This window comes from Paenibacillus sp. TAB_01 (genome assembly GCF_043945595.1).
Lineage (GTDB): Bacteria > Bacillota > Bacilli > Paenibacillales > NBRC-103111 > Paenibacillus_S.
In genome coordinates this window covers 378393-404086 of the sequence record NZ_JBIFNP010000002.1, presented here as the reverse complement: position 1 = coordinate 404086, position 25694 = coordinate 378393, and the positions used below count along the sequence as shown (strand labels likewise).

Annotated in this window: 28 protein-coding genes and 1 riboswitch; of the genes, 21 read left to right on the top strand and 7 right to left on the bottom strand. The window is 48.8% G+C overall.

Going from position 1 to position 25694, the window contains the following annotated elements; all coding sequences use genetic code 11:
• Positions 1 to 301: 301 nt before the first annotated feature.
• Together ACHHV8_RS35245 and ACHHV8_RS35240 are read left to right on the top strand one after the other, a co-directional pair.
• Positions 302 to 1459 carry a hypothetical protein gene (locus ACHHV8_RS35245; RefSeq protein WP_395164098.1) on the top strand — a complete coding sequence of 386 codons (1158 nt, stop codon included), beginning with the start codon at positions 302 to 304 and terminating at the stop codon, positions 1457 to 1459.
• An 18-nt stretch (positions 1460 to 1477) separates the two neighbouring features.
• On the top strand, positions 1478 to 2827 hold the full coding sequence (locus tag ACHHV8_RS35240; protein ID WP_395164097.1) for a hypothetical protein: 1350 nt from the start codon (positions 1478 to 1480) through the stop codon (positions 2825 to 2827).
• A 380-nt stretch (positions 2828 to 3207) separates the two neighbouring features.
• Here ACHHV8_RS35240 and ACHHV8_RS35235 read toward each other — a convergent pair whose 3' ends face one another.
• Complete coding sequence (locus ACHHV8_RS35235) at positions 3208 to 4107, bottom strand: hypothetical protein (RefSeq protein ID WP_395164096.1); 900 nt, start codon at positions 4105 to 4107, stop codon at positions 3208 to 3210.
• A 135-nt stretch (positions 4108 to 4242) separates the two neighbouring features.
• Between ACHHV8_RS35235 and ACHHV8_RS35230 the strand changes: the two genes are divergently transcribed.
• The 11 genes from ACHHV8_RS35230 (at position 4243) to ACHHV8_RS35180 (ending at position 12780) form a co-directional block, all read left to right on the top strand.
• Positions 4243 to 4917 carry a response regulator transcription factor gene (locus ACHHV8_RS35230; RefSeq protein ID WP_395164095.1) on the top strand — a complete coding sequence of 225 codons (675 nt, stop codon included), beginning with the start codon at positions 4243 to 4245 and terminating at the stop codon, positions 4915 to 4917.
• Positions 4895 to 6274, top strand: a complete 1380-nt coding sequence (locus ACHHV8_RS35225) for a sensor histidine kinase (RefSeq protein ID WP_395164094.1) — start codon at positions 4895 to 4897, stop codon at positions 6272 to 6274. Before ACHHV8_RS35230 ends, ACHHV8_RS35225 begins: the two co-directional genes overlap by 23 nt.
• Positions 6275 to 6668: 394 nt before the next feature.
• Positions 6669 to 6926 (top strand): hypothetical protein, encoded by a 258-nt coding sequence (locus ACHHV8_RS35220; protein WP_395164093.1) that lies wholly within the window; start codon positions 6669 to 6671, stop codon positions 6924 to 6926.
• A complete protein-coding gene (locus ACHHV8_RS35215) occupies positions 6923 to 7306 on the top strand; it encodes a retropepsin-like aspartic protease (RefSeq protein ID WP_395164092.1) in 384 nt (127 codons plus the stop codon). The genes ACHHV8_RS35220 and ACHHV8_RS35215 overlap by 4 nt, the downstream gene beginning before the upstream one ends.
• Before the next feature lie 153 nt (positions 7307 to 7459).
• Positions 7460 to 8275: a tetratricopeptide repeat protein gene (locus ACHHV8_RS35210; RefSeq protein WP_395164091.1), complete on the top strand. Its 816-nt coding sequence runs from the start codon at positions 7460 to 7462 to the stop codon at positions 8273 to 8275.
• Positions 8276 to 8485: 210 nt separating this feature from the next.
• Positions 8486 to 9139, top strand: a complete 654-nt coding sequence (locus tag ACHHV8_RS35205) for a PspA/IM30 family protein (RefSeq protein ID WP_395164090.1) — start codon at positions 8486 to 8488, stop codon at positions 9137 to 9139.
• A gap of 36 nt (positions 9140 to 9175) precedes the next feature.
• Positions 9176 to 9346 carry a hypothetical protein gene (locus tag ACHHV8_RS35200; RefSeq protein WP_395164089.1) on the top strand — a complete coding sequence of 57 codons (171 nt, stop codon included), beginning with the start codon at positions 9176 to 9178 and terminating at the stop codon, positions 9344 to 9346.
• Positions 9347 to 9398: 52 nt separating this feature from the next.
• Positions 9399 to 10430 (top strand): TFIIB-type zinc ribbon-containing protein, encoded by a 1032-nt coding sequence (locus ACHHV8_RS35195; RefSeq protein WP_395164088.1) that lies wholly within the window; start codon positions 9399 to 9401, stop codon positions 10428 to 10430.
• Entirely contained in the window at positions 10427 to 11224 is a 798-nt protein-coding gene (locus ACHHV8_RS35190; protein WP_395164087.1) for a TPM domain-containing protein, read from the top strand. Before ACHHV8_RS35195 ends, ACHHV8_RS35190 begins: the two co-directional genes overlap by 4 nt.
• Before the next feature lie 21 nt (positions 11225 to 11245).
• Positions 11246 to 12235: an SPFH domain-containing protein gene (locus tag ACHHV8_RS35185; RefSeq protein ID WP_395164086.1), complete on the top strand. Its 990-nt coding sequence runs from the start codon at positions 11246 to 11248 to the stop codon at positions 12233 to 12235.
• 89 nt (positions 12236 to 12324) lie between these two features.
• Positions 12325 to 12780, top strand: coding sequence for a GNAT family N-acetyltransferase (locus ACHHV8_RS35180; protein ID WP_395164315.1), 456 nt, complete (start codon positions 12325 to 12327; stop codon positions 12778 to 12780).
• Positions 12781 to 12997: 217 nt separating this feature from the next.
• On the opposite strand, the gene ACHHV8_RS35175 is transcribed toward ACHHV8_RS35180, so the two are convergent.
• A complete protein-coding gene (locus ACHHV8_RS35175) occupies positions 12998 to 13942 on the bottom strand; it encodes an ABC transporter substrate-binding protein (protein ID WP_395164085.1) in 945 nt (314 codons plus the stop codon).
• Positions 13943 to 14042: 100 nt separating this feature from the next.
• The gene (locus ACHHV8_RS35170) at positions 14043 to 14408 is read right to left on the bottom strand and encodes a helix-turn-helix domain-containing protein (protein WP_395164314.1); all 366 of its coding nucleotides are present in this window, start codon (positions 14406 to 14408) and stop codon (positions 14043 to 14045) included.
• Positions 14409 to 14983: 575 nt separating this feature from the next.
• Between ACHHV8_RS35170 and ACHHV8_RS35165 the strand changes: the two genes are divergently transcribed.
• Both ACHHV8_RS35165 and scpC read left to right on the top strand, forming a co-directional pair.
• Positions 14984 to 15628 (top strand): LytTR family DNA-binding domain-containing protein, encoded by a 645-nt coding sequence (locus tag ACHHV8_RS35165; protein WP_395164084.1) that lies wholly within the window; start codon positions 14984 to 14986, stop codon positions 15626 to 15628.
• A 129-nt stretch (positions 15629 to 15757) separates the two neighbouring features.
• Positions 15758 to 17272, top strand: a complete 1515-nt coding sequence (gene scpC, locus ACHHV8_RS35160; RefSeq protein ID WP_395164083.1) for a succinyl-CoA:acetate CoA-transferase ScpC — start codon at positions 15758 to 15760, stop codon at positions 17270 to 17272.
• A gap of 207 nt (positions 17273 to 17479) precedes the next feature.
• On the opposite strand, the gene ACHHV8_RS35155 is transcribed toward scpC, so the two are convergent.
• Positions 17480 to 17641 (bottom strand): hypothetical protein, encoded by a 162-nt coding sequence (locus tag ACHHV8_RS35155; protein ID WP_395164082.1) that lies wholly within the window; start codon positions 17639 to 17641, stop codon positions 17480 to 17482.
• 78 nt (positions 17642 to 17719) lie between these two features.
• A riboswitch (cyclic di-GMP riboswitch) is annotated at positions 17720 to 17803 on the bottom strand.
• Between the two features lie 381 nt (positions 17804 to 18184).
• Here ACHHV8_RS35155 and ACHHV8_RS35150 point away from each other — a divergent pair.
• The 6 genes from ACHHV8_RS35150 to ACHHV8_RS35125 are packed head-to-tail and all read left to right on the top strand — an operon-like array spanning position 18185 to position 22958.
• The gene (locus ACHHV8_RS35150) at positions 18185 to 19102 is read left to right on the top strand and encodes a M20 family metallopeptidase (protein ID WP_395164081.1); all 918 of its coding nucleotides are present in this window, start codon (positions 18185 to 18187) and stop codon (positions 19100 to 19102) included.
• Positions 19086 to 19364 (top strand): M20/M25/M40 family metallo-hydrolase, encoded by a 279-nt coding sequence (locus ACHHV8_RS35145; RefSeq protein ID WP_395164080.1) that lies wholly within the window; start codon positions 19086 to 19088, stop codon positions 19362 to 19364. The genes ACHHV8_RS35150 and ACHHV8_RS35145 overlap by 17 nt, the downstream gene beginning before the upstream one ends.
• On the top strand, positions 19361 to 21133 hold the full coding sequence (locus ACHHV8_RS35140) for a M28 family peptidase (RefSeq protein WP_395164079.1): 1773 nt from the start codon (positions 19361 to 19363) through the stop codon (positions 21131 to 21133). The genes ACHHV8_RS35145 and ACHHV8_RS35140 overlap by 4 nt, the downstream gene beginning before the upstream one ends.
• A complete protein-coding gene (locus ACHHV8_RS35135) occupies positions 21130 to 21888 on the top strand; it encodes a ketopantoate reductase family protein (RefSeq protein ID WP_395164078.1) in 759 nt (252 codons plus the stop codon). The genes ACHHV8_RS35140 and ACHHV8_RS35135 overlap by 4 nt, the downstream gene beginning before the upstream one ends.
• The gene (locus ACHHV8_RS35130) at positions 21785 to 22189 is read left to right on the top strand and encodes a ketopantoate reductase C-terminal domain-containing protein (RefSeq protein ID WP_395164077.1); all 405 of its coding nucleotides are present in this window, start codon (positions 21785 to 21787) and stop codon (positions 22187 to 22189) included. The genes ACHHV8_RS35135 and ACHHV8_RS35130 overlap by 104 nt, the downstream gene beginning before the upstream one ends.
• Positions 22173 to 22958: an SDR family NAD(P)-dependent oxidoreductase gene (locus ACHHV8_RS35125; RefSeq protein ID WP_395164076.1), complete on the top strand. Its 786-nt coding sequence runs from the start codon at positions 22173 to 22175 to the stop codon at positions 22956 to 22958. Before ACHHV8_RS35130 ends, ACHHV8_RS35125 begins: the two co-directional genes overlap by 17 nt.
• A gap of 72 nt (positions 22959 to 23030) precedes the next feature.
• Here ACHHV8_RS35125 and ACHHV8_RS35120 read toward each other — a convergent pair whose 3' ends face one another.
• From ACHHV8_RS35120 to ACHHV8_RS35110, 3 genes are read right to left on the bottom strand one after another with little or no spacing between them, the layout of a single operon-like run.
• On the bottom strand, positions 23031 to 23648 hold the full coding sequence (locus ACHHV8_RS35120) for a sensor histidine kinase (RefSeq protein WP_395164075.1): 618 nt from the start codon (positions 23646 to 23648) through the stop codon (positions 23031 to 23033).
• Entirely contained in the window at positions 23590 to 24801 is a 1212-nt protein-coding gene (locus tag ACHHV8_RS35115; protein ID WP_395164074.1) for a cache domain-containing protein, read from the bottom strand. Before ACHHV8_RS35115 ends, ACHHV8_RS35120 begins: the two co-directional genes overlap by 59 nt.
• Positions 24798 to 25580 carry a response regulator transcription factor gene (locus ACHHV8_RS35110; protein ID WP_395164073.1) on the bottom strand — a complete coding sequence of 261 codons (783 nt, stop codon included), beginning with the start codon at positions 25578 to 25580 and terminating at the stop codon, positions 24798 to 24800. The genes ACHHV8_RS35115 and ACHHV8_RS35110 overlap by 4 nt, the downstream gene beginning before the upstream one ends.
• Positions 25581 to 25694 lie beyond the last annotated feature (114 nt).

Sequence of the window (25694 nt, the reverse complement as noted above, 5' to 3'; positions counted from 1 at the left end):
ACATTAGTATTACCCTAATAACATATAAATTTTTGTTGGGCGCCTCTAGGGTGACATCAAATCTGTGACTACACCCGTAGAAGCCTATGTGGCGTTATCTTCGGACAGGGGTTCGACTCCCCTCACCTCCATATGGTAAATCCACAAAAATGAAAGGAGCTTAGCCACTGAAGTACGGTGGCAGGCTCCTTTTTTTACAAAGGTATATTTACCTATAAATAAGGCATAATCATGATATAATGAATAATAGGGTCTTAAGTTTCAGTCGGATCAATGAAATTGATTTTAAGAGGTGTATAAAATGACTTTAAAAAAAATTGATTTTTTTGAAATAACTAATACGATTTTAGAAGATAAGGCAACGGGAGGAAAATGTTATAACGCATACTTGACAATTGGGGAGTATTTGAAATTAACAAAGGATGTTTATAAAACCTCAAACGAGTTCCAAAGGCGAGTCATTAATATTAAGAAAAGTTTAATTTATCAAAAGCTCGTTAAAGACCTATTAAGAGGTGTTGTAATACCTACAATTAGTTTGTTTTTCGATAATGTTGAGACTGTACATAAAAGCATCGAAATTGATGATAAAAACGTGCAAATATTGGATGGTTTACAAAGAACAAACTGTATTGAATATGCTATTAAGCTATTAAAAAAAGAGGTCGTGGACGACCTAAATATATTATCATCGGATGATATTCTAACAGAAGAACAATTTTTAAATGAAGTAAAACTAAGAGTAGAGATCTGGGTGGGCCTTACTGTTAATGGCATTTTATATAAAATGGTTTCACTAAATGCTGGGCAAACTCCTATGGATTTAAACCATCAGTTTGAAATATTAGAATTACCTCTTAAAAATGAACTTAAAGATACTCATGAAATAAATATATTTACAAAGGAACAAGAAAGGGAAAGAAACGACGCACTTGGATTTAATATTTCAAATCTTGTTGAAGGGATAATAGCATATAATACAGAAAGTATATTCCCTAGAAAACAAGCAACGGCTATATCGATAATGAATAGTTTGGATATTAATAATAAGCAAAGAGAGTCCACCTTTATAAAAAATGACTACTTAATGAAAGATTTGGTATGGGTTATTGATAGTTTGCACAATAAACAAATTGAAAAGTATTCAAGTGAAGAAATTATTAAATTTCGAGGAATTCTCTCAGAAGCAGATGTTTTCTTTATACCTTTTATGGCAGCTTTAGGAAAAGCAAGAAAAGAATTATCTGAGGAGAGATTTGAGGCTAAGAAAGAACTTTTATTAAGTATTTTAGATCAAGATATACTTGATCCATGGGATTTACTTACTTATGAAGAGAATAATAGTAAGATTAAATCTGATATAGGGCAGAAAAGAAGAAAGATGATATTTTTTACTTTTTACATGTTCTTTACAACTGTAGACAAGATTGATTGGAATTTGGGGAACAATTTTATTTAACTAAGATGGGTGATTGTTTTGGATGCTAATAAGAACATAGTTAAGTCGTGGTTAGAAGACAAGTTCATTACTTGGTTAAGGAACCAAAACAATTCAGTTTCTCTAGCTGTACAAGAACATTCTGATGATTTAAACATCACTTTTACTTTATTGGAGACAGATTTTGATATCGTTCTGTCAAAAGAAGAAATCGAGGAAATTGCTCTAATTAATAGCGAGATCCACAGAAATTCTCAAATGGAAGTGAATGGAGAATTATTAAGAAGTGTATATGCTTATGAGGAAAAAACAATATTTTGTCCGTTAGTATCTGATTCAAGGGAAATACAATTAGAAGCAAATAAACAAGTGTTAACTTTCATCTGTGACAAAGATTCGGTTCATAAAGTATCAGCAAAAATAACTTCACAACTTTCGCTTAGAATGTTGGTTATTTTAGTACAGAATAATTTTAAACTAAAGTTTGTTCCCATGAATGAAGAGCATGACACTTATAAGACAGATCTGGCTTCTTGTTTTTCTGAATTTAATTGTATAGTCACTGATTTAACTAATTATATAAAACCTGACCCATCAGATGCTGAAAAAATTCAAGTGCTGCTTAATGTCATATATCAATATAATCTTTTGCTTAGTGTACTAGTTATTCCGAAAGGTCTAGTGAGTAATAGTGGATTAAGGTTCTTTAAAATATTAACTCAAGGGGAAGTTACTACTGAGGTAATTGAATTGCCACTATATCATTACGATCTGGAGAGTCTAATTTATTATTTAGCTTCAGGGTCACATGATGATTTTAGATTCGAATATTTGGATTTGTATCATGTCCTTGAGTATTATTTTGAAAGGGCAGCACTTTACAGTATTCATAGTTCTCTTAAGAAAGGGCTAAATAACCCAGCCTTATTCTTTGAAGATTCTGAAATACACAAACTTTCTAGAGATATTAAAGAAATAATAATAGTTGATAGAAAAAAATACGCTGAGGAACACTCACTGGTATTGATATTAAAACTAATTGGTTTAGAACGGATACTTCAACTTGTAGGTGTTAGAAATGAAACTGGGATTGAATTGGTCATTCCTCAGGTGAAGAGTGGGAACGTTGAGCGACTCCCTAAAATTTCCATTGAATTTGCATTAAGCTCAAAAAAATGTAAGGTTAACAATCAAGATTCTTCTGAAGAAAGAATCTTAGAGAAATTAGGTGAGAGGGTTTACAAAATAAGAAACGCAATAGCTCATTCAAAAGAAGAATTTGATTGGAGACTGAAACCCAATAGCCCTGAAATTAGTGAACTTGAAAAAATTGATTTAACATTAATGCTCATAATTTCGAAAGAGATCATACAGTTATTCAGAAGATGATAATGTTAAATAGGATAAATATATTAGTAGTATGAATAATGGGCATCTGTTTCTCAAACAGTCAAATCAACATATCACTTCGAACCGTGGATTTACCAAGCCACGGTTCGTCTCCATAAAGTACAAAAAGCATCGACCTTCCGAGGTCGGTGCTTTTTGCTTTAGAAAGACCTTGAGGGGAGGAGACCCCCGCTAAGGGGTTCAGTCCCGTGCGGACTGAAGCGAAGCGGAGGGAGCACGGCATCGAAATCTACCGCTAGGGTGGTCATCGTTGAGTGGGCTTCGGGAGCAAGTTCAATAGGGATTTCGATACTCCCCTGGTCGCCATAAATATATCAGAAAGGGATGTCCACCAAGGACATCCTCCTTTTATTTTCATGCTACGTTACACCTCGGCAAATCGTAGATTTGCCAACTAAAAACGAGCTTTGCCTTCTGATATGGCAAAGCTCTTTTTTATTAGAATCGCCACACATCCCCCTTAGTTGAGTGTAATGGAAGAGATGCTTCCGTTCGTCGCAAAATCTGTAGAATAGGAGACGGTCGCAATGGCTGTTGTCGTGCCGCTCGGCACCTTTGATCGTTATCGTCGGTGCCGAAGAATAGCCGGAGCCCGGGTTCGTTATGGCTATTCCCGTTACGACGCCGTTCTGCACGATCGCGGTGGCGGTTGCCGGAGTGATTTGCCATGTTCTCGATTGCTGTCCGTTATACCGATAGTAGTTGGACACTTCGTCCAATCGGTCGTTGGTAATGCCGTAAGGCGCCAGCACCTTCATCAGCGCCGCTTTGTTGTGCTGCGCTTCATCGACGGTCGGGCCGCCGCTGCTCAGTCCGGCTGGCGTTACGCCGCTGAACGCTTCGCGGAATACTTCGGTCGGAACCCCGAGGGCGGCGGCAATGAGAACGACCGGCCGGCCATGATCTTGCGGATCGGTCTCGTAACCTCCTGAGATGGTGACGGATACGGTACCGTCCTCTGTGGTAGTGACTGTAGTCAGGTTGCCGGACGAAGGGGGGGGCATCGGAGCGGTAGCTTGATTTCCTTTCGCGGCTTCGGGCCTTTTAGGCGGGAGCGGTTTTCCTTGGCCTTGATTGCTCTGGCCATCGTTTCTTTTTGGCGGCGGTGCTGCTTGGCCATTGCCTCTTGAACCACAATCGTTCTGCCCGGCTGGAGCAGCCATCGTATAATTGGAATGTTCAAGAACCGTCTCCCCGCCGATGATTACCGATGCTGCAAACAACACTGCCATCCATTTGGCCGTCTTCTTCATGTTCATCCTCTTCCTTCTATATCTGATTTGTTCTTTCTTGATCTCGATGTTACCTGGCTTTGGTGAAAATATAGTGAAAGCCGAATCGATATCAGCTATACTTTTTTTGAAGAAGGAGTCGGTCGGAGATGGGGGAGCGAATTGAAAATATTGCTGGCTGAGGATGATGTCCGGTTAGGCGAGTTGACCACGCACATGCTGAAGAAGAAAGCCGGCTGTACGGTGGACTGGGTGACGACGGGACGCGACGCTTTTGCTTACGCAACCGCTTCGAGCTATGATGTGGTCGTCCTCGATTGGATGATGCCTGATGGGGATGGGCGCGATACCTGCGCGAATCTGCGCAAGCACGGGTATGCCGGGGCTATTCTGATGCTGACGGCGAAAGATACGCTGCAGGATCGCGTTGAAGGCCTTGATGCGGGGGCTGACGATTATTTAGTGAAGCCGTTCGAGATTGAGGAGCTGCTTGCGCGGTTGCGGGCATTGATGCGCAGATCGTTCGTTCCGCTTAAGGAGGACGTTATCCGGATCGGCGATTTGGAGCTGCACAGAAACAACCAGATCGTCAAGAGTGACGGTCAAGAGATGAAATTGTCTCCCCGCGAGTTTCAAATATTGGACCTACTCGTACAGAATAGGGGACTCACGTTGACGCGGGAAGTTATTTTGGACAAAGTATGGGGGCTCGACGCCGACGTGAATTTGAAGACGATTGATGCGACCGTCAAATTAATTCGCAAGAAGCTCGGATCTTCCTCTTCGCGGGAGCTCATTATGAGCGTGAGAGGCGTTGGATATCGAGTTGAAGCTTAAAGGGAGCTGGATCGACTGGAGGAGGGCGGACGGGGATCTGTTCGCTATGACGCGCAATAGGTTGACGCTTCAATACAGCGGCATGCTTATTTTATTTCTGAGTCTGTTCATTATCGTGGTGTATATACTCCTGTACGGGGTTATTTGGAGGGAGCAGCGGGCTGCTCTGGGCAAAATCGCCGATAGCGAATTTCAAGTGCTGAAGCAATGGATCGAGCATGGCGGCGATTCGAGACGGCCGCCCCCTCGTGAGGTGGAGGATGCTTTCTTGATCAGCAACGATCAGTCGTTCTATTATTTGATCGGCGATGGCGATAATGTCCAACTGGGCGGCGAGCTTCAGTCTCAGCTGCGCGAGCAGGTGATGCATGCGGTTTCGTTAGGCCTGTTCGAGAAGGACGATTACACCCAAATATCTATGCAGACATTCAGCGGGGGGACGGCTCACGATGCGCAATTTTTGGTCACAGCCCGCGAGCTGGTGTTGAATGGAAGCCAGAGCAGCACGCTGTATATCGGGAAAGAAGTTACATTCCAGCACAATTTGTTCCGCTGGCTGCTCATTCTGCTGGTTGGCATGGCGCTGCTGTTCTTTGTCTTGGCTATCTGGTTCAGTTATTGGATGTCGCGCAAAGCGATGGTCCCGATCGCTCGTTCCTACGCGAGACAGAAGGAGTTTGCAGCGGATGCTTCCCATGAGCTGAGAACGCCGCTCAGTGTGCTTCTAACCTCGATTGAAGTGCTCCAGCTGGAGCTCGAGGAAAGCGCCGCAGACACGCCCCTCGTCAATAACATCCTATCCGGAATGAAGCAGGAAGTCGGGTCGGTTACGAATCTAGCCGGGGATTTGCTGCAGCTGGCCCGTTCCGATTTCGGCGAGCTTGTACTAAGTCGATCGGTATTTAATGCCGGATTGACAGCAGAGAAGGTGGTCGATCGTCTCCGGCCGTTGGCGGAGCCTAAGCACCTGGCGATCGAGCTGGACGCTCCGGCGGGCCTCATGATTGAGTGGGACGAAGAAAAGTTCGCGCAGCTGCTTACTCTGCTTGTCGACAATGCTGTGAAATATACACCCGAGAACGGGGCTGTGCAAGTCAGGCTCGCGGATATGACGGTAAAAGGGGAACGGATACTAACCGTTGAGGTCAAGGACAATGGGATCGGCATCGTGCCCGAAGCGCTTCCCCGCATATTCGACCGCTTCTACCGACAGGACAAGTCGAGGACGCGGCAAACGGGCGGTCACGGCCTGGGACTCGCAATCGCTAACAATATTGTGAGTGCCAGCCGCGGTACGATTCATGCGGAAAGTGTCGTCGGCCGAGGCACTACCTTTACGGTGCGCCTGCCTTTGTAGGAGAGCAGAAGTTATTTCTTTCCGTAATATCACTCAGCGGCGTTTTGCCAAGCCGCAGCTTGAAGGGGCACTCCCCACTAAGGAGTAAAGTAGCCAACAGATTGGCAAGAAGGAGCAAATGATTTACACATGGGAACAAATGATCTGTAATTGGATATAATAATATATTTTAGGATAATATGTTTCTTATAAAATTGGTAAGTCAGTGAAGAAGCAAGTGGAGGGCACACAAAAACATTACCCTGGGATTAGCGGGTTATAGGGAGTTAGCATTATAGGATGACGCCAATGTCGGAGAGAGTTCAATGGGGTCTAGTCTGCCAATTGTTTTTATGACTGGCCTTGTATATGCCATACTTAATAAAAGAAGGAGTACCTTTCGGAGGTGACGAGGGTGCGTTGGGAAGATGTTAGAGATCAGTTCCCAGATGAGTGGGTTGTATGTGAAGCTTTAAAGTCTCGTTCGGAAGACGGCTATTGGTATATTGAAGAAGTGGCACTTATTGATCGTTTTGACGATTCCACGGTGGCAATGAAGCGTTATTACGAATTGCATAGGGAACAGCCTTACCGGGAGTATGTTTTTTTTCACACATCTCGTGAAACGCTGAAACTCCGCGAGAAATGGGCGGGGGTAAGAGGGGCCAGATGAATATTGAAGTGAAATACGGGCTGCCATTTGTGGGAGTTACAATTTGTTATCGTGGAGAAGAAATTCACTTGAAGCATGTTTTGCTTGATACTGGTTCAGCGGGAACGATATTTAGCGCCGACGTGGTGGATGCCATCGGGGTTAAAGTTGAGCCTGAGGATGTTCTAAACAAGATTAGGGGTGGGGGCGGAGTAGAAGTCGTGTACTCCAAGTTTTTTGATTTTGTAAGGACTGGTGGAACTTCTTTAGAAGGCTTTGAAGTGGAGATTGGAGAAATGAATTATGGTATGGAGATAGATGGTATCTTGGGCTTTGATTTCATTCAAACCGCTGCATTGGTGATAGACTCTAAAGATTTGACTGTGGCAATAAGAAAATGAGGTATACTCCCCCGCACTCAAGCCACGGTTTCTTCATATGTGTAAGACAAGAAGACACTCGATAGGGTGTCTTTTCCATTGGGTTCACATTATATTTGGCTAGATCTCCGCTTCCGGCTATTATAGTAATATGTGAAATAAGGAGATGGTTTAATGAAGCTGCTTCTCAAACTGGCGCTTACCGGCGTTGTACTTGTACTGATTATGATTATCGCATTTCGCTTACATACGCTGCTCGGGTGGGGACTTATTATCGTGCTGATTGGAGCCATGGTGTATACCTCCAGATCGAGCTACTATGCGATTCGCGGAAGCTCGGCATTCGCCGCCGACCAGTTCGAGCAGGCGCTTGCCTGGTACCGGAAAGCATATGCCAGCAAGCCGTGTCCGGAGAAGCATCAGATCGGCTACGCCTATTTGCTAATGAGGACAGGCAAGCCGGAGCAAGCGGAAGCTGTGCTGCAGAAGCTGCTTGGCCGTACCGTGAATCACGAGATTAGGATGCAGGCTCGCTGCAATTTGGCTACCGCCTACTGGCTGCAAGGAAAGCGGGGCGAAAGCGTCAAGGAACTGGAAGGTGTGTTCGAACAATACAAAAACACGCTGGTATACGGCAATCTGGGTTATTTCAAGCTGATGCACGGCGACCTGAACGAATCGCTAGCTTTTAATCTCGCAGCCTATGCGTTCAACAGTGATGACAAGACGATTCTGGATAACTGCGCATTGAACTATTACCTGCTTGGCAGCATGACGGAGGCCGAAGCGATGTTCGAGAAGCTGATATCCAAATCACCGAAGTACGCTGAGCCTTACTATTACTACGCGCTGACCCTTAACAAACTCGGGAAGAGAGAAGAGGCCGCAGAGCAGATGAAGCAGGCGCTCGGCAAAGATTTAGCTTTTCTTACAACAGTGACACGGGTCGAAATTGCCGAAGCCGCTAAAGAGATGAGCGTAGAAACTTAAGATCTTTTCGTTAAGTTAAAGGAGTAGTAAAAGTAAAGGCAATCCCCCCGGCAGATGAGGCAGCCGAAGGAGGATTGCCTTTATTTTTGTCACAATCATTCACCCCCAGATTGAACCGAGCCTTTAGAGAAATGACCCATTCCCATCATTTAGGGTATTATTTAAGGTATACTTAAAAAGACTGCAATTCTTTTTTCGAGGGGGTTCATAATGGGGATCCTATCCAGGTTTAGAGACATTATGGCGAGCAGGATGAATGATTTATTGGATAAGGCGAAAGATCCGGAAAAGACGATGGATGATTTCATGCGGAGCTTGAACAGTGATCTGGGAGAAGTGAGAGCGGAAACCGCGTCGGTACTGGTGGAAGAGAGAAGGGCGAGGAAAGAATGGGATGCATGCAGAGCGGAGATCGCTAAGCTGCAGCGTTACGCGGAGAAGTCCTTAGAAGCCGGAAATGAACGGGATGCGAGAAAATTTTTGGAGGCAAAGGCTCCGTTGACCGAGAAAGAGGCTCGATTGCAAGCTTCTTATGACGCGGCTTCTTCAGCTGCTGTAAAGATGAAGCAATTGCAGGATAAGCTGATGTCGGATATTGGTGAGCTGGAAGCGCCGCGTGCCGACCTGAAAGTCAGAATGGCGGCTGCCAAAGTACAACAAAGACTGAACTCGATGGACAAAGCCCATTCCTCCATGGAAGAGCAGGTGAACAGCGCTTATTATGAAGCCATGGCGTTAGCTGAGCTTAGAGCGGAAAGGAAGGACAGCTTGGATGCTCCGCAGGCTCCTAATGAGAACAGTATGAGCGCGAAGACAGAAGATGAGCCTGCGGCACGCAAGGAAACACGGGATGAGAAGGACTAGAGAGCCGCTTTGTTATGATAGTATTTGAGGTTTAGTTTGATCGCCAGACCGGTCAACTATTTCAGTCACCATCCCCGTTTTGACCGTTCGGTGGAAGGCGGCAAAGGAGGGCTGCGCTTGCGGCTGCCGCTTCACGGCAGCCTTTGGTGCGACAGGCAGGTATCCGTTTTACTGCCAATCCCGTCGGCTTCACAATTACAGGCATAAGATGAAACGAGAAAACAAGAGATAATATGACTTTATCGCGGGAGGTGGGCAGATGCCGGTTATTGAGTATAAATGTCCAAACTGCGGCAGCGGCATGGTTTTTGACAGCGAGACAGGGATGTTATCTTGTGAAAGCTGTGGAAGAAAAGACAGCATCGAGAATAATCCGGATCCTCTGACGAGGAACGTTTTCTCGGAAGATGAAGCGAACGAATATCACTGTACGAGCTGTGGAGCCGTTATTATAGCAGAGACGGTGACGACGGCAACGACATGCAGCTTTTGCGGATCGGCGGTTGTACTTGGGGATCGGCTGACGGGAAAGCTGGCTCCGGCTTGGGTTCTCCCGTTCTCGATCAGCAAGGAAGAAGCGATGCAAGCCTTCAAGAAATGGTGCGGGAACGGCCGGCTGACACCGGGCGGGTTTATGACCGCAGACCGGATTAAGGGGATCACCGGGATGTATGTGCCCTTCTGGCTGTACGACATAAATAACAATATCGAGGTTCAAGCGGCGGGGACGAGAGTCAGCACTTATATAAGAGGCGACTACCGATATACGGAAACCCAGCATTACGACGTATACCGCAAAATCCGCCTGAATTATGTGAAGGTTCCGATTGATGCCGCAGAGAAAATGAATGATGAGCTTATGGATAAGCTGGAGCCCTTTCCGTACGACCAGCTAAAGGAGTTTAAGACTCCTTATCTCGCCGGCTATATTGCGGAGAAATACAGTTATAACGAGGATGAGCTTTTCTCCCGGGCTAAACATAAAATCAGCGAATATATAGAAGCTTATATTCGTTCCTCCATGAGCTCCTATACCGCCGTGACTTATGCCAATAAACAAATCGACTCCCGAATGGCACAAGCCAACTATGTTCTGCTCCCGGTTTGGGTGGTGCATTATGACTATAATAAATTGGAGCATACCTTTGCGATGAACGGTCAAACCGGCAAGGTGGTTGGCAGGCCTCCCATCAGTAAGGGGAAAGTGACCGCGTGGTTCGCCGCTGTTTCCGGGATCTCCTTCATTTCCCTGAAGCTGATCTCGTGGATGATGGGAGGAGGATTCTGGTGAGAAGGAACCGAGGCATGTGGACGGTGTTATTCTTCTTGGCGGTTCTATGGGCCTTTCCCATCCAAGCGGCATGGGGGGAAACGGCTCCGGCGGGGCAGCAAGCCAAGCAGCTGATTTATGACGATGCGGGCCTGCTCAGTCCGGCCGAATACGATGAGTTGAACCGGATGGCTAATCAATACGGAGCCCAGAGAGAAACGGACATTATCATTGTCACTTCCAATAATACGGCAAACAAAGATGTGATGAAAATGACGGAGGATTTCTACGACGAGCATGCGCCCGGCTACGATAAGCCTCACGGCAATGCGGTAATTTTGATGGTAGACATGAAGCATAGAGAGGTTTATTTGGCAGGCTTTTATAAAGGGGAGACGTATCTGGATGACAGCCGGCTGAATAAGATACGCACCCGAATGAGTCCGAAGTTAACGAGCGGCAGCTATAAGGAGGCTTTCCAAACGTACATCCAAACCGCTTACAGGTATATGGGATTCCGCCCGGGGATAAACCCGGATAATCTATTGTTTACCACCTGGTTTCCGCTTCTCATTTCAGTTGGCATAGGGGGAATCGTTGTTGGCATGATGGCATACCGCTCCGGGGGCCGCGTAACGGTGAACAGGCAGACGTACGAGGATTCCGGCAGCTCGGAGGTTCTGGAGGCGGGCGATCGTTATCTTCATACTACGACGACTAAACAGAAGATTGAGAAAAGCAAAAGCGGCGGCTCTGGAGGCGGCGGGAGGACCGGCGGCGGACACTCGCATAGCGGCAGCAGAGGATCATTCTAATTCGGAAAGGATGAAGACGGCATGGTGTTTTTCGGAAAGCAATTTGCGAATGTAGTGGAATGGGAAGAATTTAGAGACGATATGATATTTTGGAAGTGGAGCAACCGTGAGATCAAGAAAGGCAGTAAATTAATCATTCGCCCCGGACAAGACGCGATCTTCGTGAATAACGGCAAAATCGAAGGGATTTTCGAGAATGAAGGGGAATACCGGATCGATTCCGAGATCATCCCGTTCTTGTCCACATTAAAAGGCTTTAAGTTCGGCTTTAACAGCGGGATGCGGGTGGAAGTATTATTCGTGAATACGAAGGAGTTTACGGTCAAATGGGGGACGCAGAATCCGGTGCTGATTCCGACTCCCGGTCTCCCTGGAGGCATGCCGATTCGCGCCAACGGCACCTTTAATTTTAAAGTGAACGATTACGTTACGCTCATCGATAAGATAGCCGGGATGAAGGACAGTTACCTGGTCGAGGACGTCAAAATCCGGATCACCTCCGAATTGGATCAGCTGCTTATGAAGTGGATCAGCAAAGAAGGGAAGGACATGTTTAACCTGCAGGCGAATGCCTTCGATATTGCGAGAGGGATTCAGGAAGATCTCGATATGGAAATGCTGGACAATGGCATTACGATTACAGGCTTCCATGTGATGAGCTTCAATTATCCGCAAGAAATTCAGGATATGATTACAAAGACGGCTTCCCATGGCATGATCGGCGATCTGCAAAAATATCAGCAGGTTACGATGACGGACGGCATTGCATCCGGTCGTGTTAAGGGTGGAGGCACCGCCTCGGATATGGCCGGAATGATGATGGGCATGAATATGGCGAATGAAATGATGAAGAATATGGCTCCCAAGACATCGGGTGAAAATCAGCCTGCTGCTGCTTCTACTCCTGCTCCGGCTGAGGGAGGCAAAAAGCCCAACTTCTGCCCGAACTGCGGTACAAAGACGGAGGGAGCTAACTTCTGCCCGAATTGCGGCCAAAAGCTGAACGCGTAGCCGAAGGTGCCCGATCTGCTCGGCAGGTGGAGCCCTTATAGAAAGTGGTAGAATGAATCGAACGTTACGACGGTAAAGGAGTGATCGTTCTGGATATTAAACTAGACGATTTAACGGGGCCCGAGGTGATTTCATTGATCGGGGAGCATCTCCAGGGCATGGCGCTTCATTCTCCGCCCGAAAGCATACATGCCTTAAATCTCGAGGGGTTGAAGGAACCGGAAATTACATTTTGGAGCGCATGGGAGCAAGATCAATTAGTGGGGTGCGGGGCAATTAAGGAGCTTGACCGCCAACAGGGAGAGGTGAAGTCAATGCGAACCTCTTCCTCACATCTTAGACAAGGTGTCGCGAAGAAAGTCCTCGCCCATATAATTGAGGAAGCCAAACGGCGCGGCTACCAGCGTCTAAGCTTGGAGACGGGCTCCATGGAAGCCTTTGAACCGGCAAGAAGGCTTTATGAAAGCTTCGGTTTTCAATATTGCGGGCCATTCTCAGATTACATTGAAGACCCGAATAGTGTATTTATGACACTGGAATTGTGAGCATTGCTATAAAACCGGAAGCGTGGTTAAAGTTGAGGGAAGCTATTTTTCGGCCATGTACAATGGAAGTGGATCATCCGCTGAAGATCAGGCGAAGCGGGATCGGATCTTTTCCAGCTGAAGCGCGCCGGAGTATGCAGAAAAAGCACGGGCCGTCTGGCGAGGCCGGTGCTTTTTTCATGGTAATTTCACTAAGCCTGCAGAAGACAGAATGCAGTTACTTAGCTTTACCGCCTGTAAATAACTGCTGCATGTAAGTTAGACCTTTGAACTGACCCATGGCAAGAGGGCCCAAAATTTCCGTATCGACGACAAACATTTTCTTATTCTTGACAGTGGAGAGGGAATTCCAGACCGGATTCGTTTCGAGATCCTTCAGGGTAATCTCGCTGGAGTTGGTATAGTCCTTGCCGATGAAAATGTATTCGGGATCGAGCTTGCTGATGCCCTCGATCGTAATTTCGCCTACGTTGGACATGCCTTCGAATGGACGAAATCCCAGCTTTTCATAGTAGAGAGACATCCGGGAGCCGCTCCAATAGGTAAAGGACTTTTTCCAGGGCATAAGGAACAAGGCGCTTTTGCCCTTCTCGCCGGACTGCTCGATGGCTGCGGAAGCCTCGGCCTGCTTCTTAAGGAATTGGCTGATGTATTGTTCAGCCTGCGCTTCCTCGCCGACAGCGGCAGCAACGCCGCGGATCGTCTCCTGCCAGTTGAGCGTGGCATTGACCGTGACGGTTTTGGCGATTTTGGACAGCTGATCGAGATTAGGGGCGTCCGCTTGTGAAGCTATGATCAAATCGGAATTTAATGCGACGATTTTCTCGAAATTGGCCTGATCGCCCAGATCGGCAATCCGTCCGTCTTTTAGGAAAGGATCATACACGGTGAAATCCCGCAGCGATTTCAAATTGACGACTCCTGCGACCGCATCCGCTTTGCCCAGAGCGAATAAGTGATCGGCATAAGGGAAATAGGTCACGACGATTTTAGCGGGGCCTTTGCTGGCCGCAGGTGCGGATGCCGAAGGCGAGGCGGATGAAGGGGAATTTTCCTGTTCCGTAGCGGCGGTATTGCTGCCCGGGCCGCATCCAGCCAGCATGGCAGCGAGCATCAGAATAACGCTGAACAGAGTCATCCAGCTTTTGGGTAAGGTAAGCATGGGCTTTTCTCCTCTAGAATGATTTTCAATTCCATTCGACTATATCAGAGAAGGGCCATGTCTGAAATGGACAAATCCTGAAACCGGTATGGATTATTCCCTAATTTCGCGTGGATTGGCTGGGAGCGACGCCATAAAGCTTTTTATACAGCCGGCTAAAATAAAGCGCATCCTCATAGCCGACGCTCGCGGCAACCTGCTTGATGCTGTAATGGCTCATCATGAGCAGCTCGCGCGCCCGCTTCATCCGGTGCTGGATCAAATATTCGATCGGAGACACTCCGATATATTTGTTGAACAGATAGGAGAAAGATTTGACGCTCATCCCGCAGTGCTCAGCCAGCTTGCTCAGGGTTAACGGTTCCATGTAGTGTGTATGAATGAATGCACGGGCTTGCTCGATGATCTCCCGGTTATTGCCGCTAAGCCGATTCAGGCAGGAGGTGAATGTTTCGTGCAAAACCATTTGAAACAAATAGCTTGTCCGCAGAAGCGCCAGATGGCCTGAAGTGTAAAAGGATTCGTTCAGCTGGCTTAGCAGCTCCGCGATGGCCGGGCTTGCTCCGGGAGTGAGCGCGAAATGAGTCTTCGATACCGGAGACGGAGACTGGGAGGAAGGGCTGCCCGCCGCCGTGAACGACCGTTCCGGGCTGTAACGAGTAGCCGGTATCGTTGAAGGTGAACAAGCCTCCCTCGGAGGGTAAACACAAAGCCGGGGCTGGGAGTAGGCCGGGCCTCCGTATAGGGGCGAAATATTCGGTTCATCGGGAGCACCGCGTGAAACACACCGACGACCGTCAGCTGTTGCTCCGCATATTGTCCGATGACAGCGTTCAGGTCCGGCATCTATATCACCTCAATCCCAGGTCGAGTAAATGAGAATTGTTGTCACTATGCGTTCTCATTTTACTGTAAAAAGGCGGCTGCATCAACGAAATGGCTTTTCAGGGATATCCGTACTGCGCGCTGGATGAGCGGTAGGTTGTTCATGCTATAATATACAAACACGAACATCCTTTGCAGATAAGAAGGTGCCTTTTCATGATTCCCATTCCGTTCAACTCCATCTTCGAGGCGGTCGGCGAGCTGTTCTCCGATGAAACCTCTATAGCCGTGTCGGACACGAAGGAATATATTTATTACCAGCCGAGTAAGCGGATCGATCTGAAGATTCAAGTAGGCGATCCGGTGAAGCAGGGCACGATTGCCTATAAAGCGTTGAGCGACAAACGAAAGGTCTCGGAGTTTATCGACCGGGATCTATTTGGTGTTCCCTACTACGGCGTGGCCGTACCCTTATGGCATGAAGGGGAAGTGCGGGGCTGCGTATCCGCCATCTTCCCGACGCTCGCCACGGGCAAATCGGTAGTGACGATAAAGCATCAGGACAGCTGGATCCCGGTTCCTTTTACGAAGGTGATGTATGTGGAAGCGAGTGAACGGAAAACCCATGTGGTAACCGAGAAGCTGACCGGGACGCATAAATATACGCTCAATGAGTTTGAGTTTCTTCTGCCGCGGGAGGGTTTTATCCGGTGTCACCGATCGTTCATCGTCAATGTAAACTATATTAAGGAAATTTATCCGGATACGCATTCGACGCTTGTATTGATCATGGATAATCAGAGCCGGATTTCAGTGAGCCAGTCGTATGCCAGCTACTTCCGCAAGCTGCTCGGGTTCTAAAAAATAACGCTTTCATGACGGTTTTTAGTTGGTTTATCCTGAATTTATCCCGTTTCGTCCGAAAAAACGCCCTTTCCGCAAGCCGTTTGTTAAAATAATTTCAACGATACGGAGTAGGAGGGAAGCCTGATGGAAAACGGTTACGAGAGAATTCGAAACGGCCGTCTTCAAGGGAAGGTAGTTACTGCTGCAACAGCTGCTTCCTGGATTCAGAACGGGATGACGTTGGGTTTAAGCGGCTTTACTCGTGCAGGCGATGTGAAAGCGGTTCCTATGGCTTTAGCAGAAAGAGCCAAGCATGAAAAATTGAAGGTGAACGTATATACCGGTGCTTCGCTTGGATCGGATATCGATAAATTATTTGCAGAATCGGGCCTGCTGCACAAACGCCTTCCTTTTCAGGCGGATCCCACCATGCGTAAAAAAATTAACCAAGGGGAATTGTATTTTATAGACCAGCATTTATCCAAAACGGCGGAAATGGTACGGGGCGACGTGCTTGAGCCTATTGATTTTGCCATTTTGGAAGCGATTGCGATCACCGAGGATCATCGAATTATCCCAACGACATCGGTGGGCAATTCGATGGTTTTTGCGCAGCATGCGAAGTCCATCATCGTGGAAATAAATTTGGCCCAGCCGCAGCTGCTGGAAGGTTTGCACGATTTATATGAGCCCGGCAAGCAGGGAGAGCGGTCGCCAATTCCTATAACCAAACCGGATGACCGTATCGGCATCCAGGGCATTCCGGTGGATATCGACAAAATCAAAGGGATTGTATTTACGAATCAATATGATTCTCCGTCCACCATTACAGCGCCGGATCGGGACACGGAGACGATCGCGGGGCATCTCATCGATTTTCTCCGGAGCGAGGTGAGCGCAGGCCGCTTAACGCACCGGCTGGCTCCGCTTCAATCGGGCATCGGGTCGGTCTCCAATGCCGTCTTTCATGGCCTGCTGCAGTCGGAGTTTTCCGGCTTGGAGGTATATTCGGAGGTACTGCAGGATGCGGTATTTGATCTGATGGACGCGGGTAAAGTCAGCTTTGCCTCCTGTTGCTCGATCACGCTGTCGGCGAAGAAAATGGAGCAGGTGTTTCCTCGGCTGGAGAAGTATCGGGACCGGCTGGTGCTGCGGCCGCAGGAAATTTCAAATCATCCGGAAGTGATCCGCCGGATGGGGCTAATCGCTATTAATACGGCATTGGAGTTCGATATCTACGGCAATGTCAATTCGACCCATGTGATGGGAACGCAAATGATGAACGGCATTGGCGGATCGGGCGATTTTGCGCGGAATGCGCGTCTTTCTATTTTTGTGACCAAGTCGATAGCCAAGAACGGGGATATTTCAAGCGTCGTTCCCTTCGTTTCTCATGTAGATCATACGGAGCACGATGTGGATGTGGTTGTGACGGAGCAGGGATATGCGGATTTGCGCGGACTGGCGCCAAGGGAACGCGCGGAGCTTATTATCGGACGCTGTGTTCACCCGATGTACCGCGAGAGCTTGGCTGAGTATTACCAGGAGGCTGTGACCCGCGGCGGGCAAACTCCTCATGTCCTCGAGAAGGCACTTTCGTGGCATGCACGCTACGCGGAATCGGGTACGATGCTTCAGAAGGTTCTGCAGCAGAGTTAAGCGCAAGTCGGTGCTGCATGCATCATTTCAAAATATTCAGCGGCGTTACTGTTCATCGAGTCCACTCGACTTGGAACAGTAACGCCGCTTTATTTGTATCCGTGAGAACGGTCAGACGGCTTCCTCCCTGTAACGCTAAGCCGCCGGCCGGTAAATCTTTTTATGATGAAGTCCATTGTATTAGGGTCTGTTTGCGTATCCAGGGAATCAAGCAATTTCTAAATCGATAAAAATAGGAGAAACTCGGTCTATCGGTTCACGGTTCTCGGCAGCGTCGCTGCCCAAGTTCGCCTGCTTCCACTGCTGGAAGCGCTCTGGATCAATTCCAGTCTGCGAAATGATATCCTCCAGGTTTAGCTGTTTGCCCACGATCGGAAACCTCCATTTCGTCTCTTCTTGCCTCGATTATTTTCATTCTCATTTTCATAAATAAAAGCCATCCTTCAACTGAAAGATGGCCGGGTGCACTACTAGCTCATCCTGACCCAAGTGCCCAGATACAGGTCAGGTTTCAACGCTTCCGTATTTTATTGTTATTTATCCTGCTACAAATATAGTACAACTTTTTACTTCATTACAGAAGAGCGCAAAATGCTGGAAATTGTCGAAACCGACAAACTTTCCTTTATCGCATATTTATGCGCAATCGTGCTGTACCGGATGGGGTGCTGAGAAGGTCAGAAGGCATTTGAAGAAGGCGTAGCTTGGGCGAAGGCTGGAGCTTCGTTTATAGGAAGGTGTCATCTTGTACAGGTGAAAAGTGATTCCTTTGCCAAAAAAAGATACTAATTTTAAAATGCGTTCCGAAATCACCTAAAGGATGATACCTAATAACAAGCAGCGTCCCTAGGTCGGGAGCCGCTCCCTTTAATACAATATAAATAGATATATACCATTAATGGGAGATGGCTTATGAACGATATCATGCGCTATTTGCAGCAAAAAAATGAAGAGATGCTGGCTGAGCTCAAGGCGCTGGTCGAGCAGGAATCGCCTACAAAGGATAAGGTGCTGATCGACGCGATCGCCGCATCGGTTGCAGAGCTGTTTGAGAGATTGACCGGCGGCAGAGCCGAAATCATTCCTAATGAGACCTACGGCAACCATGTCCGGGGAGAATGGGGATTCGGCGAGGAGCAGATTCTGCTGCTGGGTCATTTCGATACCGTATGGAAGCAAGGCATTTTAGAAGAGATGCCGTTCCGCGTGGAAGACGGTAAGGCCTACGGACCTGGAATTTTCGATATGAAGGGCGGGCTGGTTCAAGGCATCTATGCGCTTCACGCTCTAACTGCCATGAAGAAACCGGTTCAAAGCAGAGTCGTTTTTCTGTTCACTTCGGATGAAGAAATCGGCAGTCCGACCTCCCGCGAGTGGATTGAACGCGAAGCCGCCAGGAGCAAGTGCGTGTTTGTGCTGGAGCCGTCCGCTTCCCCGCACGGCGCTCTTAAGACCTCGCGTAAAGGGATCGGGTCCTTCCGTCTCAAAACGAAGGGAGTTCCCGTGCACGCAGGGATCGATTATGAAAGAGGCAGAAGCGCGATTGAAGAGCTGTCCCGCCAAATTATTTATCTTCACGGCTTAACGGATCTGGAAGCGGGCAGCACGGTTAATGTCGGCGTGATCAAAGGCGGAACCGCCGCCAATGTGGTGGCGGAGGAAGCGGAGGCGGAGATCGATCTGAGGATACAGAACGAGGCCGAGGCGAAGCGCATGTTCGAGCTGATGCTTGGGGCGGCTCCGCTGCAGAAGGACACCTCGGTAGAGGTGACGGGCGGTATCCGCCGTCCGCCGATGGAACTGAACCGGCCAGGTGGCGCAGCTGTTTGAAGCCGCACGCCGGATTGCCAAAGACAGTCTGCAGTTCGAGCTTGCGGAGTCAGCCACGGGCGGGGCCAGCGACGCTAACTTTACGGCTCCGATTGCGCCGACCTTGGACGGGCTGGGAGCTGTCGGGGATGGCGCTCATGCCCGGCACGAGCATGTAATCATTCATGAAATGCCTGTGAGAAGCGCGCTCGTCGCTTTGCTGATCGAACAATTCTCGGAGCCGGATGTTAAGCTGCTCCAACGGAAGGAGGAAGTCCATTGAAGTTTGAAGATTTGCAGGCACAGACAGCAGCCTGCTTGGCCGAGGTGGATACGGCCCGGCTGCTGGAGTATAACCGGGAAATTGCGAAGGAAGTCAGGCTGTCGGGCTCGCCGGAGGAACTAAGAAGTTTTACCTACGTGAAGGAGACGCTGGAACGGTTCGGTTTAGCGACGAACCTGATGTTCTGCAAGGCCTACATCAGTCTGCCGGGCGAGGCGCAGTTGCGGGTGAATGCCGAATCCTTCCGCTGTATTACTCACTCCATGGCGGCGTCGACGCCGGAAGAGGGCATTTCCGCCGAGCTGGTCTACGTACATAAAGGAATCGGCGAAGATTACCTTCATAAGGATGTGAAAGGGAAAGTGGCGCTGATCGACGGCCTCGCTGTTCCTGGAGCCGTGCGGCTTGCGCAGCAGCAGGGGGCCGCAGGCGCCGTATTTATCAACGCGGGAGACTATACTCATGAAATGATCGTCTCTCCGGTCTGGGGAAACCCGACACCGGAAACCGTGAACCGGCTGCCTCAAATCCCCGTTGTCTCGGTCAATGCCGCCGATGGACGGTCCATTAAGCTTGCGCTGAGCGAGAGCACAGACCGGGCCGCCGAAGTGTGGATGAAGACCGCGACGGATACGGGATGGCGGGATATCCCTGTGCTGACGGCAGATATTCCGGGGACGCTAGAGCCTGATAGGTTCGTGCTGTTCAGCGGCCATATCGACTCCTGGCATTACGGAGCGATGGATAACGGCTCGGCGAATGCCGTGATGGTGGAGGTGGCGCGGATTTTGTCCGCCCATCGGAATCAGCTTAGAAGATCGCTTCGGCTGGCCTTTTGGTCGGGGCACTCCCATGGGCGCTACGCCGGATCGGCCTGGTACTGCGACCGGCATTGGGAAGAGCTTCACGAGCGGTGTGTGCTGCATGTCAATATTGATTCGGTTGGCGGTCAAGGCGCAACGGTGTTGAGCCAATCGAATTGTATGGCGGAAACCAAGGTTTTAGCGACTAACGCCGTTGGCCCCTACAGTGAGGAGCCGTATGAAGGTGCGCGTTACGCCCGTGCGGGGGACCAATCGTTCTGGGGAACCGGCATTCCATCGCTATTTATGGGATTGTCCGAACAGCCGGGCCTGCCGGATGCTTCCGCGTCATCGTTCGGGGGGGCGAAGGCAAGCGGCTTCGGCTGGTGGTGGCATACGACGGAAGATACGCTGGACAAGATCGACCCGGACCTGCTAACCCGCGATTGCCGAATTTATTTGACTACGGTTCTGAGAGCGTGCGCAGCGGCGATTATTCCCGTGGACCAGACGGCTGCCGTTCAGGAGCTGGCAGGCTTTATTCGGAGCTATCAAGCCAAAGCGGCGGATAAGCTGGATTGGGAACGCACGCTTACAAGGCTTGCCACCCTGGAAGAGCGAGTCGGCGAGGCTGCCCGTATAGCAGAGAGTAAAGAACTGCACCCCGGTCAGATTCAGCTGATGAATCAATGGAGCCAGGACATGTCCCGTCTGTTGATCCCCGTAAATTATGTGAGAGGCGATATTTTCGATCATGATGCGGCTCTAAGGCAGGACGCGATCCCTTCGCTGGCCGAAGTCAGCCTTCTGAGCGAAACCGAGGCCGGTTCGGATGAATACTACATGCTGCTTACCCTGCTTACGAGAAGACTGAACCGAATGAATATGCATTTGAAGAAGGCGAATCAGCTGACAGAAGCACTGCTTCACAGCTTACGGACGCATACAAGGGGGGAATTACGGTGAAAATTGCAGTTGTAGGCGCAGGCGCGATTGGCGGCGTCGTAGGGGGATATTTGACGCAGGCCGGTAATGACGTCACGTTAGTCGATATTGCGAAGGACGATGTCGAAGCGATGCAGCAGGCGGGGCTGACGCTTGAGATCGGCAGCCAGATTCTGACCATCCCGGTGAAAGCCATCGAGATGGAGCAGTTTGCCGCATTGGAAAGTGAGATAGATCTCATTATCCTTGCAGTGAAAGGACAGCATACGGAGGACGCCCTGCGCCCTATTCTTCATCGCCTGCATCCCGGCTCTGCCGTCCTTTCCATGCAGAACGGATTATGTGAACGGGTCATCGCTTCCATGGTTGGAGAGGAAAGAACGATCGGCTGCTTCGTAAATCTGTTCGCCGACTATTTGGAGCCGGGCCGGATCCAATATGGAGGCCAAGGCAGCCTATATATCGGCGAGCTGAACGGCGAAATCTCGCCCCGATTGGAACAAGTCCACCGGCTTTTGCAAGCATGGGGCCCCGCTCAAATGACAGATAACATCTGGGGTTACTTATGGAGCAAGCTTGCTTACGGCGCGGTACTGACGGCGACCGCTCTGGTCGATGAGACGATGGCGAACGTCATGGAGCCTATGGAGAACCGGGAGCTGATGTTTGCCGTTGCAAGCGAAACGCTGGCGGTCGCACACCGGCTGCGGATCACCCCCGAAGCCTTCGACGATTGGGAGCCTGCCTCGATTTATCCGCCCGGGAATAGGGAATGACCGCAAGCTTCATGAGCAGTGGAACATTCACATCGAGCGACTCCGCTCCTACAAAAAGGTCAAGAGCGGGATTTGGCGCGACCTGGCTGTCCGCAAGCGGAAGACGGAGATCGGGCACCAGCTGAGTCCGGTATTGGAGCAGGCGGAGCAGTTCGGCGTGGAGATGCCGCTGACGAGAACGATCCTGTCGATGATCAAGGACATTGAGGAAGGAACGCGGCAGATGTCCTGGGATAATATTCAGCAATTGAAGCAGCTGCATGAAAGCGGAAAGAAGGCTAGCCATGAACAACCCCTTTAACGGTAAAAAGGTGATTATTACCGGGGCCGCCGGACTGATCGGCTCATGGATCGCCAAAGCGTTTGCCGGGCAAGGCGCAGCGCTGTGGCTTGTCGACATCAACCCGGAGGCGCTGGACCGCCTCGTCTCGGATCCGGTCTTCGTTCAAGCTGCGGATATCAAGCGGCAGCCGTTGGATTTGCGCGACAGCCAAGCGATCGCTGCATTTGCACAAGAGGTGGGGCAGGCATGGGGAGCGCCGGATATTCTGATTAACAACGCCGGCGTGTATCCGAGCCAAATGCTCGTTGATATGTCCATTGAGCAGTGGAATCATGTGATCGGGCTGAACTTGACCGCGCCGTTCGAGTTGACAAGAGCTATGGGACAAATGATGATCCGCCATCAGGTGCAGGGATCGATCGTAAATCTGATTTCCAAGTCGGCCTTCGTTCCCCGGGTCGGTGCCGGGCATTATGCGGTCTCCAAAGCGGGCCTGGAAATGCTGACGCGTGCTTTTGCTCTGGAGCTGGCGCCCTATCATATTCGTGTTAACGCGGTCAGTCCGGGGTTTACTCCCGGCAGCACCTTCAATGTATTGGATGACAACTATGTTCAAGCGGTCATTAAGACCATTCCGTTAGGGCGGCCGGCGGAATCCGGGGATGCTTCGCAGACCATCCTATTTCTGTGCTCGCCGGCAGCCTCCTATATTACGGGAACTACAATCACGGTAGACGGAGGGAACTCGGCGGGAAACTTCAGCCTGCCGCCAAGCAGGGAGCAGTAAAGAGAAAAGAGGTAGCCTTCTCTCTGGCGAAGATCCCGAACGCCGGAGAGACTGCCTCTCGGCAGGCTGCTTTTAATGGATGGGAATGGAGATATGGACAGCCGTGCCCCAGCCGAATTTGCTTCGCACAACGACGCCGTATTGTTCGCCGTACGTAAGCTTTAGCCGTTTATGCGTGTTATAAAGGCCGATATGCTTCGATTTCTCGTAGTTTTTATCCAGGTTGGCTCTGAGCTCGCTTAATTTCTCCGGCTTCATACCCAGACCGTTGTCGATGATGGAGAGGGTCAGATGGGATTGGATGATTCGGATTTTGATTTTGATCAGTCCCGGGGTTCCTTTCTCTCTAATCCCGTGGTACAAGCTGTTCTCAATCAGCGGCTGCAGAATGAGCTTCATCACATGGTATTTATGGACCTCTTCATTATATTCCCAGATAAGCTGGAACTGGTCGGCATACCGGACCTTTTGAATATCGATATAGCTCTTCGTATATTTAATTTCCATTTGCAGGATGACCATGCGGTGGTGCCCGTCCAACGAATATTTTAAAATATCCGCCAAATTTTCCACCATAGTGTTCAGCACGCTGGGCTTGTGAGTAATACTGATCGCTTTCCAATTGATCGTCTCAAGAGTATTGAACAGGAAATGCGGGTTCAGCTGGGACTGCAGAGCCGTAAACTCCATGGCTTGAGCCTTGAACTTTCGCTCTGACATTTGAATCTTCAGGTAGTTTTGCTCGATAAAATTTTTCAGGATACGGTTGACGATATGGCTGTATACATCCGTGACCTTGGAGGGAAGCGGGGGCAAGGAGCGCCCGTGCTCCGCATGCTCCAATATTTTGATGATGGTTTGAATATCCCTCAAGTTTTTCCTGGTAAAGTGATAGGCCAGAATCATCCCGCCGAGAAACGATAAGATCAACAGGAAGATCGTTACGTTCCGCAGCCGGTTCGGTACTTGATAGAGCGATGAGTTCGGCACGATGGAAACGAAATGACCAGCCGTATTTCTCCGACTTTAATTTGGTTACGACGTAAGAATCATGATTCAGCTCCGTTGAGAACAGGGAGTTGGGATTTGAAATGATGCCGGCAATATCGAGATGCTGCAAATACTGCGGCGACTTGTTCTTAAAAAGCACCTCATTATTCTTATCAATAACGAGCAGGCTTTGATTTTCCAGCGTAGTCAGCTGGGCAAGGCGCTTCTCGATATAAGAGGGATCGACGTTCAAGGCAATGACGCCATCCCGTTCCGCCGAGACGGAAAGAGTCCGGTACATGGAGATGACATCGATCGGCTGCTTGTCACCGGAGCCTGTTTTGGGAACGGTCCTTTTCTCCGACCAGATGTCCTCCTGGCTGGAATGCTTGCGAAAGCTGTCATACCAGGAAGTATCGGGATAATCGTCAAGACTGACGAGGCCGCCCGTGGAGGAGGTAATAAACCTTTCTCTGTCGTTATCGATGTAAATATAAATCGAATTGATATAGGGCCTCGCTATCGCCGGAGAATCGATAAAGTTTTTGAGTGTAGCCAATTCCACGAAATCATTGACATCCGGCAAAGGCTTTTGAAGCATGTTCTTTAAGTGAACGAACTGGATGGCACTGGCTACGATCTGCAAATGCAGAGAGTCCAGCTCGGTAAAAATCAGCTCTACATTATCCTTGGTTTGCTTGAGAAAGTTGAGGTTGTTTTGATTAATCTGCTCTTTGACGTTCTGTTGAATCAAAAGAGATGAAAGCGTACCCAAGATTAGCAGCGGCACAAGCATGGGAATTAGAAAGGTCATCAGGTTTTTTAAGAAAAATATATGATATATCTTTTTCATCGGTCATCCTTTATCGTCTCAAAATTTCTGAATTCCCTCGGACTTTTTCCGTAATATTTGCGGAAGGTGCGAGTAAAGTTCTTGGTGTTGCTGTATCCGACAATTTCGCTGATCTCATAGGTCCGGTAGTTGATGTCGAGCAGCAGCTCCGCAGCCTTGTTCATTTTGACGCGTAAAATATATTCCGAGAAATTTTCGCCGGTCTTTTGTTTGAAATATTTGCTTAAATAATAAGGATTCATATGTACAAGCTCGGATAAGCTCTGCAGGGTAGCCGTTTGAAAGTTCGCTTCCACATGCTCTTTAATGCGTTTAATGATTTTGTCGGAAAAGGAAGCGTCCTCGCAGGCTTCGCATTCTTCGTCCAAGCCGGGCAATGCTTGAAGCGGATCGGCATTTCTTTGGTAATCCAGACGTTCCTTGATTTCGCTGAACACCTGGAATAGCTCCGAGTACTTGGTCGGTTTGACGATGTAGTTTTTAACGCCGTAAATCAAAGCTTGCTGGGCATATTCGAATTCTTTGTAGCCGCTCAGAAAAATAATGATAATGGATGATTTTTGCTTAAAAAGCGTTTGAGCCACTTCAATTCCGGACATCATCGGCATTTTAATGTCGCATAATATTACATCTACGTGACACTCCGCGATGCATTGAAGTACCTCAAGCCCGTTTTGAGCTTGTCCCACTACTTCAAAACCAATTTCAGACCAAGGAAAGTAGCTGCTTAGGCCGTTTCTAATCTCGGATTCATCATCAGCAATCAGAAGCTTATACATGGTGTCCTCCTTATGTCTATGTGAAAAAAGCTTTCATTCCATCATACCATAATCACATTATGGGACATAACGGTACAAATTGACACCACATCGCTAAAAATGATTCCTTTCCCT

What these genes read in the sequence shown, in the direction of transcription:
- ACHHV8_RS35110 (WP_395164073.1), bottom strand. Translation starts at nt 25,580, where the DNA reads ATGTATAAGCTTCTGATTGCTGATGATGAATCCGAGATTAGAAACGGC.
- ACHHV8_RS35215 (WP_395164092.1), top strand. Translation starts at nt 6,923, where the DNA reads ATGAATATTGAAGTGAAATACGGGCTGCCATTTGTGGGAGTTACAATT.
- ACHHV8_RS35245 (WP_395164098.1), top strand. Translation starts at nt 302, where the DNA reads ATGACTTTAAAAAAAATTGATTTTTTTGAAATAACTAATACGATTTTA.
- ACHHV8_RS35185 (WP_395164086.1), top strand. Translation starts at nt 11,246, where the DNA reads ATGGTGTTTTTCGGAAAGCAATTTGCGAATGTAGTGGAATGGGAAGAA.
- ACHHV8_RS35175 (WP_395164085.1), bottom strand. Translation starts at nt 13,942, where the DNA reads ATGCTTACCTTACCCAAAAGCTGGATGACTCTGTTCAGCGTTATTCTG.
- ACHHV8_RS35165 (WP_395164084.1), top strand. Translation starts at nt 14,984, where the DNA reads ATGATTCCCATTCCGTTCAACTCCATCTTCGAGGCGGTCGGCGAGCTG.
- ACHHV8_RS35210 (WP_395164091.1), top strand. Translation starts at nt 7,460, where the DNA reads ATGAAGCTGCTTCTCAAACTGGCGCTTACCGGCGTTGTACTTGTACTG.
- ACHHV8_RS35195 (WP_395164088.1), top strand. Translation starts at nt 9,399, where the DNA reads ATGCCGGTTATTGAGTATAAATGTCCAAACTGCGGCAGCGGCATGGTT.
- ACHHV8_RS35115 (WP_395164074.1), bottom strand. Translation starts at nt 24,801, where the DNA reads ATGAAAAAGATATATCATATATTTTTCTTAAAAAACCTGATGACCTTT.
- ACHHV8_RS35150 (WP_395164081.1), top strand. Translation starts at nt 18,185, where the DNA reads ATGAACGATATCATGCGCTATTTGCAGCAAAAAAATGAAGAGATGCTG.
- ACHHV8_RS35170 (WP_395164314.1), bottom strand. Translation starts at nt 14,408, where the DNA reads ATGGTTTTGCACGAAACATTCACCTCCTGCCTGAATCGGCTTAGCGGC.
- ACHHV8_RS35125 (WP_395164076.1), top strand. Translation starts at nt 22,173, where the DNA reads ATGAACAACCCCTTTAACGGTAAAAAGGTGATTATTACCGGGGCCGCC.
- scpC (WP_395164083.1), top strand. Translation starts at nt 15,758, where the DNA reads ATGGAAAACGGTTACGAGAGAATTCGAAACGGCCGTCTTCAAGGGAAG.
- ACHHV8_RS35120 (WP_395164075.1), bottom strand. Translation starts at nt 23,648, where the DNA reads ATGGAGTTTACGGCTCTGCAGTCCCAGCTGAACCCGCATTTCCTGTTC.
- ACHHV8_RS35205 (WP_395164090.1), top strand. Translation starts at nt 8,486, where the DNA reads ATGGGGATCCTATCCAGGTTTAGAGACATTATGGCGAGCAGGATGAAT.
- ACHHV8_RS35235 (WP_395164096.1), bottom strand. Translation starts at nt 4,107, where the DNA reads ATGAACATGAAGAAGACGGCCAAATGGATGGCAGTGTTGTTTGCAGCA.